General features: G+C 37.3%; 14 protein-coding genes. All 14 read left to right on the top strand.

Annotation, left to right across the window (positions count from 1 at the left end):
* The first annotated feature begins 23 nt into the window (after nucleotides 1-23).
* On the top strand, nucleotides 24-947 hold the full coding sequence (locus BK120_RS23175; protein WP_144376830.1) for an SAF domain-containing protein: 924 nt from the start codon (nucleotides 24-26) through the stop codon (nucleotides 945-947).
* Nucleotides 944-2,194, top strand: a complete 1,251-nt coding sequence (locus BK120_RS23180; protein ID WP_076269880.1) for a CpaE/TadZ family protein — start codon at nucleotides 944-946, stop codon at nucleotides 2,192-2,194. Before BK120_RS23175 ends, BK120_RS23180 begins: the two co-directional genes overlap by 4 nt.
* A 15-nt stretch (nucleotides 2,195-2,209) precedes the next feature.
* Nucleotides 2,210-3,607 (top strand): ATPase, T2SS/T4P/T4SS family, encoded by a 1,398-nt coding sequence (locus BK120_RS23185; protein WP_076269881.1) that lies wholly within the window; start codon nucleotides 2,210-2,212, stop codon nucleotides 3,605-3,607.
* On the top strand, nucleotides 3,607-4,536 hold the full coding sequence (locus BK120_RS23190) for a type II secretion system F family protein (protein ID WP_076269882.1): 930 nt from the start codon (nucleotides 3,607-3,609) through the stop codon (nucleotides 4,534-4,536). Before BK120_RS23185 ends, BK120_RS23190 begins: the two co-directional genes overlap by 1 nt.
* Nucleotides 4,537-4,552: 16 nt before the next feature.
* Nucleotides 4,553-5,431, top strand: coding sequence for a hypothetical protein (locus BK120_RS23195; protein ID WP_076269883.1), 879 nt, complete (start codon nucleotides 4,553-4,555; stop codon nucleotides 5,429-5,431).
* A gap of 16 nt (nucleotides 5,432-5,447) precedes the next feature.
* Nucleotides 5,448-5,600, top strand: a complete 153-nt coding sequence (locus BK120_RS35480; protein ID WP_179089875.1) for a hypothetical protein — start codon at nucleotides 5,448-5,450, stop codon at nucleotides 5,598-5,600.
* A gap of 14 nt (nucleotides 5,601-5,614) precedes the next feature.
* The gene (locus BK120_RS23200; RefSeq protein WP_076269884.1) at nucleotides 5,615-5,806 is read left to right on the top strand and encodes a hypothetical protein; all 192 of its coding nucleotides are present in this window, start codon (nucleotides 5,615-5,617) and stop codon (nucleotides 5,804-5,806) included.
* A gap of 46 nt (nucleotides 5,807-5,852) precedes the next feature.
* Nucleotides 5,853-6,047: a hypothetical protein gene (locus BK120_RS23205; protein WP_076269885.1), complete on the top strand. Its 195-nt coding sequence runs from the start codon at nucleotides 5,853-5,855 to the stop codon at nucleotides 6,045-6,047.
* A gap of 52 nt (nucleotides 6,048-6,099) precedes the next feature.
* Nucleotides 6,100-6,291 carry a hypothetical protein gene (locus BK120_RS23210; protein WP_076269886.1) on the top strand — a complete coding sequence of 64 codons (192 nt, stop codon included), beginning with the start codon at nucleotides 6,100-6,102 and terminating at the stop codon, nucleotides 6,289-6,291.
* 226 nt (nucleotides 6,292-6,517) lie between these two features.
* The gene (locus tag BK120_RS23215) at nucleotides 6,518-6,988 is read left to right on the top strand and encodes a hypothetical protein (RefSeq protein WP_076269887.1); all 471 of its coding nucleotides are present in this window, start codon (nucleotides 6,518-6,520) and stop codon (nucleotides 6,986-6,988) included.
* The gene (locus BK120_RS23220; RefSeq protein WP_076269888.1) at nucleotides 6,963-7,607 is read left to right on the top strand and encodes a hypothetical protein; all 645 of its coding nucleotides are present in this window, start codon (nucleotides 6,963-6,965) and stop codon (nucleotides 7,605-7,607) included. Before BK120_RS23215 ends, BK120_RS23220 begins: the two co-directional genes overlap by 26 nt.
* A gap of 121 nt (nucleotides 7,608-7,728) precedes the next feature.
* Complete coding sequence (locus BK120_RS23225) at nucleotides 7,729-8,385, top strand: HD-GYP domain-containing protein (protein WP_083682350.1); 657 nt, start codon at nucleotides 7,729-7,731, stop codon at nucleotides 8,383-8,385.
* Nucleotides 8,382-9,323 (top strand): S-layer homology domain-containing protein, encoded by a 942-nt coding sequence (locus tag BK120_RS23230; RefSeq protein WP_076269889.1) that lies wholly within the window; start codon nucleotides 8,382-8,384, stop codon nucleotides 9,321-9,323. Before BK120_RS23225 ends, BK120_RS23230 begins: the two co-directional genes overlap by 4 nt.
* Before the next feature lie 36 nt (nucleotides 9,324-9,359).
* Nucleotides 9,360-10,619: an S-layer homology domain-containing protein gene (locus tag BK120_RS23235; RefSeq protein ID WP_076269890.1), complete on the top strand. Its 1,260-nt coding sequence runs from the start codon at nucleotides 9,360-9,362 to the stop codon at nucleotides 10,617-10,619.
* The last annotated feature ends 7 nt before the right edge of the window (nucleotides 10,620-10,626 follow it).

Below are 10,626 nucleotides of genomic sequence, written 5' to 3' on the forward strand. Positions count from 1 at the left end.
TGGGAATTAGGAAGGAGAAAGACATGAGTAGAATGATTTCTTTGTTTGCTGGCATTCTGTTAATTGCAGGAGCGGTTTTCGGGTTTGCCAAGTATATGAAGGGCTATGAACTGGATGTAACGATGATGAAAACGATAAAACCTGCTGGAATGATTCAAGCTGGTGAGTTAATAACAGCAAATATGTTGCGCGAAGTATCCATACCAACTGTTCAGCACATGGATAACGCCATAGTGGATGTAGACAAAATAATTGGAAAACGAGCTGTTACACCTATAGGAGAAATGGAAGAGTTTTTATCGTGGAAAATCAGTGAAGATTCACTTTATCCCGCAAAAGATGAAACATATATAGGATTTAAAGTTGATTTTGTCGGCGCCGTTAATAATATGATTCGTCGTGGGGATAAGGTCGACGTATATGTTGAATATAACACTCCTAAACTTTTGGATTCAGCTGGAAATGAAATTGATCTGACTATTCGAGATGCTGGTTATATATCTGGCGATACAGTTATGCCTGAAATAGCCAAAAAAGTTTATAACGAGAAACTCATCCTTGGTTTAACGGTGGCCTATGTAAAAGATCAAGACGGAAAAGAAATTATTGACAATACCCCTACTACAACGCTCGGGATACCATTAAACGGTAGCCAAAAAGATGAAGTGAATATGGAACGATATCGACAAGGTGCTTTAGCTCAACCTGCATTTATTACCTTTATTATATCAGAAGAAGATTACGCAAAATTAGCAGAAGGGCAGAAGAAAGGCTTAATTAAATTAGGTCTTCCACGTACTGCAGAGACGATCGGTATGATCGTACCACATGAGCAAACTAAAGTATTAATGGATACGGAAGTAGAAAAGAAAGCAGTAGATTCAAGTGATTTGAACCAGGAAACAAGCACAAATTTTGAAAATACAAAACAAGGAGCTGGACAATGAAAATATTGATTGCTCTTACACGGCCGCTAATGGCTGAAAAGATCGGCGAAATAATACCAAAATCGGTAGATGCTGAGTTTGCTTTTAATGAAAATGAACTATCTAGAGCATTTTCAAGGGTAGGACAACAATTGGATTATTTAGTCGTACATGAAGAGTTATTTGAAGAAAAGTATCCATGGATATGGTTAAGTCATGTTAAGTCTGCTGTATCAGAGAGTACAAAGGTTATGGTAATTCTTTCGACTCAGACTGATTCTATATATCGGGAAATAATAAAAAGAATCAGTCTGGATTTTCAGGTATCACTCATACAGGGCGCATTATCAGCAAATGAAATTGCTGAAGAACTCAATGGTCGAATATTTAATAAAACAAGAACAACTGAGACTATTGAAACTGGACGATTATCAGCAGTAATGTCGGCATCACCAAAAGACGGGGCAACAACAGTGGCGATTTCAACCGCAATTTGTATGGCACAACGGCTGCCGGATAAAAAGGTGCTTCTCGTAGATTTAAACTTAAAAAGTCCTGAGATTAGGGATCATTTAAATATTACAACAGATAAGGGTTATCCTCTGATTCAAGCAGATTGTGATTCTGGGACACTTGAACAAATGGCGTTAATCAAAGCTTGCGATCAAATAAAAGGAATTGAAAATCTCTATATTCTTACCGGAATTCAAAGACGTGAGTGGGCCGAAAAGATAACAGTTGGAGAAATTGATCATTTACTTTCTGTCTCAAGAAAGACATTCGACTTTACCATCGCTGACGTGCATACATATCCGGATCAGGCAGCCACGCTAAAGTGCATTAAAGACGCTGATGAACGGATTGTCGTAGTGCAATCAGTTATAACGAGCTATCAATCTTCATGGAATGATTGGTTCAATAGTGTATGGCAACATTACGGGCTCACCGAAAAGGATTTCAATTTAGTTTTGAATCGTGATCAAAATAACCCATTAGATGGCCTTCAGATTGAGAAGGGGATTGGAACGAAAATCATTTCCCGTATTCGGAATGTTGAAAAGGGTGCAGGACTAAAAGCAATTAATTTTGGGCAGCCATTATATTTGAATGAGAGTCCCGAATCGATTGAGTTCCGCACGAACATCCTTTCTTTAGCCGGTTGGTTGGCTAATAGAGCAAAGGTAGAATTGACAGCTGTGAACAAGGATAACAAATCAGCTTTACGTGGTAAACAAAACAATGGGATCCGACGCTTTCTAAGATTATAAGGGAGGAGGAACGAAATGATAGGAACGTCAATTCGAAAGAAGAGAGAAAATTTCAGTATCATTGAGCATCTACAAAAAGACAAAAAGGAGAGCAAGCGAGAACAGAAAGTTACTAAAGGCTATCAGCATCGAACACTAGAAGAAGTCGTGAAGATAGTTCAAGACAAGCTAAAAAACATCGACAGCGATCCGGTAGAGCAAGACGAACATAAAGAAATGATTCACCAGGCGGGATTAGGTGATTCAATTGCACAAGAAAAAATAAAAGCCTTGATAAAGCAAATAATTAATGAAAAAATGCTCTACGCAACAACGGGCCAGTTACAAGAGAGAATGAGCTTATCCGACGCAGTTTTTGCACTTACAGTTGGAGCTGGCTACATCGAAGATTTGTATAAGGCAAAAGATATAGAAGAGGTACAGGTCAATGATACGGCTATTTTTGTTATGAAAGACGGTGTAGCGACCAGGTATCCAAGAAGCTTCGATTCCAGAGAGCAAGTAATTCGTTTACAAGAGCGACTTGCACTCTACGGAAGGGCTAGAATTAACGAACAGCATCCAATTTGTCACACATTCATGCATAATAAGGCTCGTTTGACCATGACACAAGCACCATTCTCACCGTTTCCAGCCATAGCTATAAGGAACTTCATTCTGAAAGATCCAAGTCTGATGACTCTAGTAGAACGAGGTACCTTAAACGAAGAAATGGTACTTCTTCTGACTCTGTTTGTTCGCTATCACGCTTCAATTATCGTAGCTGGGGGGACTAAAACGGGTAAGACAACAACTCTTTACGCTCTTGCAAAAGAAGTACCTATTCTTGAACGAATATTGACTCTTGAAACGGAATTCGAAATGATGCTACACGAACGATTACCGGGCAGAAATATAGTTCCATTTCAAGCTGTAGCAAATCTCGGAATATCGATGGAGGATGCTTTTAAACCACTATTACGGTTAAGTCCTGATCGAATTATTGTAGGTGAGATTAGAGGGGAAGAGGCATCTCAGGCAGTTCAGGCAGCCTTGAGAGGGCACGATACTATGGTTTCCTTACACTCTAAATACAGAAATATGATTATCTCTGACATTATGGATATGGTTAAACAAGATGGTCGAACACATGATAATGAAATGCTAAAAATGCGGATTGGAAGAGCGTTTAATATCGTCATCTACCAAAGATTTATTAAAGTAAACGAATATAAAAACCGTAGGATCATGTCTGAGATTACTGAGCTCGTACTATTAGAAAGTGGAGAGATTGAAGAACGGCCCCTGTTTATCTGGAATCTCAAAGAAATGAAATGGGAAAGAACTGAGCATAAAATTAGTGAGGGGTTGATGGAGCACATGATGACATACGGTGGTACTGCTGAAGAATTCATCAATATAGGAGCTTTTTAATGTATATCGTAAAAATAGTGTTTCTTGCGATTTTTATTATAGGAGTAATCTTAATTGTTGGTCCAATTACAGGGCGATTAGCTGTTGGCTTAATGATTTTCAATCGTAATCGGTTTTATGATAAGCGTAGAACTCAGGGAAGAGCTTTGGATGATACCCCTAAAAGCACCTGGGAGAATCATCCTCTCATGGTTAAATTCAATGAGTATCTGAGCGTAGCAGAGATTAAGGTCCCTGCCAAATATCTCTTTACAATGTGCTTCTTGATTGCAGTCGTAGTTTTTTTAATCTGCTATAGAGTCATGCCAGCACCACTATACAATGCCATTGTTGCTCTTTTTTTTGCAACGATTCCTCTTCTATGGTCGTGGACAAGGTACCAAAGGAAAAACCTGTCGATGGCATCAGTGATGATTCCAACTGTTCAAAACTTTATCGGATATTTCACGGAGTCAGAAAACCTAGAAGGAGCTATTTATAAAGCATCACGCACTGTTCCTTTTGAAATTTCAAGCGAGTGGAATAAATTAATCATGGATCTGCAGACAGGAGAAAATCCAGAAAAGTCAATTCTTCAATTCGCTGAACGAGTAGGTAATGATTGGGCACATTACTTTGCTGATATTCTGATCACTCATCTTGATAATGGGGGGGATATAACTCCTTCTTTATTTAAATTAATCAATGAAATGCAGAACACGATGTATAACGAAGAGAAACGAATAACTCTACTGACAGCATACAAATGGGGAACTTTCCTAATGATTGTTTTATCGGTATTTGTTGTTTATTTCAACATCCGAATGGATCCCAAAAATGCACATTATTATTTCGAAGACCATAATGGAATTCAATTGGTAACATTATCTATTGGAGTGTTATTCGCCTCATTCATTGGAGCAATGCAAATGGGAACCAAAAAATTATAGAAAGGGGGGTTTGACTGTGCATACGATGTTGTGGTTAATTCTCGCCGTCTTTTCTTTAGGTTCTATAATGGTGATGATACCCTTGGTTGTTTCAATAAAATTTCGCAACAGAATTAGACTGCCATCTGCGCGGAATAAGCGAAGGCAAACGTTTCAGGAGTCTTTAGAAAAAGCGATAAATAGTGACAATTTAAAAAAATCGAATTTTAAACTGCAACGAAGATTGAAAACAGCTGGTCACCCATTTGGGATGCAGTCATTCCATTTTCGTTTAACGCAGCTCATGGCACCTGTCCTCATTGCAGTACTGTGCATGTCTTTATATTCATTAAAAAATGCTATCAGTAATTATCCTGTACCTTTTCCAATCGTTCCTTTCACCGTTTTGGTAGTAAGCGGGTATGTGGGACCATCTGTATTGCTAATGTATTATGCGAATAAGCGAAGAGAAGTTTTGGCTGAAGAAATTGTTAAATTTTCGCATCGACTGGTAGTATGCATAACGGAACAAATTCCTCTGTATTATGCAATTCGTCGCGCGGGTCGAACATGCAAAGTCTTGAAGCCATATATCGATGATATGTTAATTGACTGGATGGATAATCCACGTGCTGCAATAAATCACTTCGGAGATCAGGTTGGAATTAATGAGGTTCTACCAGTAACGAATACTTTACTAGCGAGTTGGAACGCTTCACAAGATAAAATTATTGATTTATTTCATCAGCAAATTAGAAATATTGATACAATGCGTGATTTTCAAATTAAGAAGAAAATTGAAGCTGGACCCCTTCGAGTAACCTTTATCATACTAATTCCCTTTCTAGCGGCCGGTGTACTTGTTATGCTGCCCTGGTATAGCAACTTCATGGAAACCTTACGGCAATCAATCTAGAGAGGAGAGAGATTAATTGGAAAAGCTGATATTGCCGGTCGTTATTTGCATTATTCTTATTGGTATTGCGTTTTGGACTTTTAATAATCCTAATGGGATTGGAAAAGGTGTGGAAAACGGCGGTGAAAACGTGAAAGTGAAAATTGAAGAGGCTACTAGCCCAAAATAAAGAGGAGATTATATATGGATAAATTAATTATACCTGTCGTCATCTGTATTATTTTATTTGCTGCTGCTTTTTATATGTACAATAACCCCAACGGTATCAACGATGGTATTAATGATGGCACTTCTCGTGTAAACACAAAATCTAGTACTTTTGATTACCGTGGTAACGTTGGTCCAGGTACTGGACAAACTTTACCTACCGGTTAATAACAATAATTTCAAGAGTATACTCTAGGAAAGGAGAAAACCATTCATGGATAAACTGATTATTCCCGTTGTCATTTGTATTATTCTTTTTGCGGCTGCTTTCTACATGTATAACAATCCGAACGGAATTAACGATGGAATCAACGACGGTACTGCACGAGTAAATACAAAAACAAGTACTTTTGATTATCGCGGAAATGTTGGACCTGGCGTTGGACAATCACTCCCAACTGGTGATTAATTATTTATTATAATTTTACAACCAAATATAATATTCGAGGAGCAAATCAATCATGGACAAATTAATCATTCCTGTAGTAATCTGCATTATTCTATTCGCGGCTGCATTCTATATGTATAACAATCCAAATGGTATTAACGATGGTATTAATGATGGTACACAACGCGTAAACACTAAATCTAGCACATTTGATTATTCGGGAACGGTAGGCCCTGGTTCTAGCCAAACGCTACCAGCAGGCTAAGTCTTATGGAAAAACTACCTTTGATTATTGTTATTAGTATCATTGTTATTGGATTATGTACTTGGGTCTTTAATGGTGATAATGGATTGAACAAATCAGTTGGTGATGGTTATGAAAGACTTAAAACGGATGTTCGTTCATATGGGTACAAGCCGGCATCATAAATGATTATAGAATAGGGGGGCGTGTGCCCCCTACTTTTATAATAGAGAGGGGGAAATAAATTATGCGGAAATTTATGACTCAAATTAGGAAACGGACAGGCAATCAAAAGGGAGTAACTAATATGTTAGTACTTCTAATTGTAATGCCATCATTTTTGTTCATAACTTTAATGGTAATTGTATTTGCCACATTTTTATTAAGACAAGCCAAGATTGATGATATTAAGGCTCGAGCACTTCAAATGATTCAAACTGAGGGTTATCTGACTACGACCATTATGAACGATACCCGAACAAAACTAGCAAACGTTGGCTTCCCAATCGTTAATAAGGGAGGAGTTACCTATCCATCGTTTACAGGGAGCACGACGACGAAAGTATTAAAAGATGATGCTGATCCTACGATTCAACTAGTGATCCAATACCCCGCTTCTGATTTATCTAGACTAATGGCATTATTGGGTGTCACTAAGATCGAAGATCCTGGTTATTTTCTACTAGAGGGTAATGGAAGAAGTGAAAAATATGACTAAGCCAAAAATTCTTGGCAACGAACGTGGCGGAATTGCCGTCATGGTAATGAGCTTGATCGCAATGGTATTTTGCATCACCGTTTTTGTCGTTGTTCTTGATTACATAATGCTTTACAAGGATCAGAACAAAATAAAAAATGATCTGAACAGAGCAGTTCATGCTGCGTCATTATCTATTGATGAACTGCAGCTTTCAAAAGGGTTTTTAAGACTGGATACAACGACGCCCGGAACTAGGGCGCAAGATATGTTTTATAGATATCTCAGATCAAACATGGGGCTCGACGACACAAATAAAGCAATTGAATCTAGTGTTATTCCACTAAATACAACTGTTAATATTAATGAACTGTTATACGTTGATTGGGAGTCTAGGGTACTTGTAAATATGAATAGCTCGCCAACAAGCTGTACACTAGATTCTTCAATTTACAAAGTATCTTGTGAGGTGACGTTGAATGGGGGGACAGCTACACAAATTACACGAACCATTAATCAAACAGTGATTGGTCCTTCAGTTGTCGCGATTATTAGCACTTTCCATGAGGGAGTTGGTTCTATGAATAATGAACCGCTACTAATACCAGCAGTGCAAGAAGTGATATTTAGAAAAAGATAATTGTAACGTTTGGAGAAATATGAAATTTAGATTATAGTATATATATATACTAATATACCACTATAACAATCCTGTATCCGTTTTAAATGGAGAAATGGAATTTTAAAAACGAGTATATTTGATGAAGAGGGTGATACTTACGGTTCAATTTACACAAGAGCATATCTTCATTGATGAACTTAATACAAAATGGGGAGGCTCATTTGGAGATGAAAAGACTGACATTGCCGTTCTATCATTATATCGGTGTCTTAAAATCAGAGATCCGATAACAGCAAGCCATTCTCTACATATGGCTGAGCTTTCTTATTTATTGGCACAAGAGTTTGATAAAGTAAACGCTGATTTATATTTTAGCGGCGCCTTAACTCACGACATAGGTAAGCTGGGCATGCCTGATAGCATACTAAAGGGAAGTGAGAGATTGTCATCGGACGATCGCATTCATCTGCTGAATCATGTAGCTGATGGATACCGTCTTCTTAACAGTCTTGAAATGCCTCGAATAATTTTGGACATTGTGAGATTTCATCATGAAAGGTACGATGGATCCGGATACTTGCTTGGTCTAAAAGGACCAGAAATACCAATTGCAGGGCGAATTGCTGCTATAGCTGATACATACTCAGCACTAACATCAAATCGGTTATACACCAAAGCTTTGAATAAAGCTGAAGCTATATCGATAATGTTATTAGACAAAGAAAAATTCGACCCAGAGATTCTAAGTTATTTTATTAAATATATCAACCAAGCTGAGAGGGTAGAGATAATATGAAAAAAACTATATATATGCTAGTTGCAGTCATTCTAATGATGAATACATCAATAGTTGAAGCAGCTGATCCGCCAACGACTGTAACAAAAACATACCAGCTCGCCCAGGGAGAAAAATTCGTAGAGTTCGTATTAGAAGGATATGATGGATCATTCACCTCTTCATTAACACTACCAGATGGTCACATTGTGGAAATGAAAAAGGCCACAAAAATAAATGATCCCATTAAGCCATATTGGGTAAACTCATACTCAATTAACTCAGCTGCAAAAGGAAAATACACTTTCAAAATCAATGCCCCAAAGCAAGCCTATTACAATCTAAGAGTTAATGTACCGATGTTCTCTGACATCAATAATCATTGGGCACAAGAATCTATTAATGCTTTTGTTGAAAAAGGAATAATTGCTGGTTTGGGTAATGGGAAGTTTGCTCCTAATGAGCCCATTACTGGTGAAGCATTAGTAAAAATGACTGTATTAGCATTGACGCAGGATCAGCCTAATGGTAAAAGAATTTGGAAAAAAGAATTCCGTTGGAAAGTTATAAATGAGGACATAAGTAAAGTAATGGGCTATCAAGAATACAGCTTTAGTGGCAATAGTACAGAACATTGGAGCAAACCCTATTTGTTGGCAGCAGGAGATCTGGGAATTGCAAGTAACTGGTCAAATGAAGATTTGAAGAAAACGTTTAATAGAAAAGACATTGCACTTTTACTATCTAACATTATGAACCTAGTGAAAGTTAATATAACTAATCCGATTTCTTTTAATGATACTATTAAACTTTCCGATAATTATAAGAAAGCAATTGAGTTAGTAAGCAATTATAGTGTCTTTGCGGGATATCCAGATGGATCATTTAAACCGGAGAATCAAGTAACAAGAGCTGAAGCAGTTATGGTTGTATCCAGATTAATAGGATTTTTGGAATGAGCTTGAAATGAGTTATTAAATTAGGGGGAAAATGAGATGGCAATAAAAATGATCAAATATGTACTAATTCTAACGTTTATGGTAGGAAGCGTATCACTTCTTGGTACAACAAAAGCGGCTGTATCTGCTGCGGCATCCGATCTACCCTTCAATGATATTACAAGTCACTGGGCAAAAGATAATATCGTTAAGGCGAAAAATACGGGTTTGGTTGATGGTTTTCCTGATGGATCTTTCAGACCCGATGCTGTTGTTACTGCTGATCAGTTTGTCTCGATGATGCTACGTGCATTTTCAGATGGTAATGGGCAGCTAGATTCAGATTGGGTAAATGAGTTGATGTACATTCAACCTAGTACGATTGGAAAATATAACAAGGCAATGAAGAAAACAGGTTTCAATTTTACAAATGCTAAAACTGGATATTGGGCTAAACCATATATTGACATGCTGTATGAGGTTGATTTATTGATGACCTTTGATGAAGTATTTCCTCAAAAATACGATATCTATAAAAAACAAATTACAAGAGAGCAGGCTTCTTATCTTTTGGGAGAATGGGTTTCTAAGTACGAAGAGGCATATGAAAGTCAATATTCGGAGTTTGTAATAACGAATAGTGGTCTTAAAGACTTTAATAAATTCACAAATACCCCTGTGAAAATTAATAGAGGTATCGTACTGATGGCAGGATTAATGAATGGATATCCCGACAAAAACTTCTATCCTCATCGTTTCGTAACAAGAGCGGAGGCACTAACAATGATACAACGATTGCGTGATAAAACTATTCGTGTACCATTTAACCCGAATCTCAATGGTAAGTATTACTCAGAAGTTGGCGGAAGAATTACGTTGTTTAGTGATAAAACCAAATACGAGTACTACAAAAATATCATCAAATTAGCAGAACAACATGTGAAATCTGGATACGTAGAAACAGGTGGAAGTGGTGTAGCGGTTTGGAGTAGTAAAGATGAATTTGAACGTAGTGATTTTCTTGTTCGAATGGGAGATTACGAGACAGCTCCAGTATCTGAAGTTGGGGTATCTGTAACAACTGATACAACGCGTAGAGTTGCTGTTGTATACGCTAATCCAAAAAAAGATAAAAATAGTGGGTCATTCCAAGATGCTATTTTTGAGCTATTAGCTGGTGATGGAAAAGGTAAAGAATTAAAAACTAAATTATTGGGATATGAAAAAACAGGAAAAACTGAGCTCTTTAAATTAAATGGCAAGAATTTTAAGTTTTTCACACAAGGTAAAGTTTTTATTTTGGAGTTAACTTATTAAATCATCT

The sequence above is a fragment of the Paenibacillus sp. FSL A5-0031 genome (assembly GCF_001956295.1).
Taxonomy (GTDB): domain Bacteria; phylum Bacillota; class Bacilli; order Paenibacillales; family Paenibacillaceae; genus Pristimantibacillus.

Coding starts and splice junctions, on each gene's coding strand:
- BK120_RS23175 (WP_144376830.1), top strand. CDS start 24: ATGAGTAGAATGATTTCTTTGTTTGCTGGCATTCTGTTAATTGCAGGA.
- BK120_RS23180 (WP_076269880.1), top strand. CDS start 944: ATGAAAATATTGATTGCTCTTACACGGCCGCTAATGGCTGAAAAGATC.
- BK120_RS23185 (WP_076269881.1), top strand. CDS start 2,210: ATGATAGGAACGTCAATTCGAAAGAAGAGAGAAAATTTCAGTATCATT.
- BK120_RS23190 (WP_076269882.1), top strand. CDS start 3,607: ATGTATATCGTAAAAATAGTGTTTCTTGCGATTTTTATTATAGGAGTA.
- BK120_RS23200 (WP_076269884.1), top strand. CDS start 5,615: ATGGATAAATTAATTATACCTGTCGTCATCTGTATTATTTTATTTGCT.
- BK120_RS23205 (WP_076269885.1), top strand. CDS start 5,853: ATGGATAAACTGATTATTCCCGTTGTCATTTGTATTATTCTTTTTGCG.
- BK120_RS23210 (WP_076269886.1), top strand. CDS start 6,100: ATGGACAAATTAATCATTCCTGTAGTAATCTGCATTATTCTATTCGCG.
- BK120_RS23215 (WP_076269887.1), top strand. CDS start 6,518: ATGCGGAAATTTATGACTCAAATTAGGAAACGGACAGGCAATCAAAAG.
- BK120_RS23220 (WP_076269888.1), top strand. CDS start 6,963: ATGGAAGAAGTGAAAAATATGACTAAGCCAAAAATTCTTGGCAACGAA.
- BK120_RS23225 (WP_083682350.1), top strand. CDS start 7,729: ATGAAGAGGGTGATACTTACGGTTCAATTTACACAAGAGCATATCTTC.
- BK120_RS23230 (WP_076269889.1), top strand. CDS start 8,382: ATGAAAAAAACTATATATATGCTAGTTGCAGTCATTCTAATGATGAAT.
- BK120_RS23235 (WP_076269890.1), top strand. CDS start 9,360: ATGGCAATAAAAATGATCAAATATGTACTAATTCTAACGTTTATGGTA.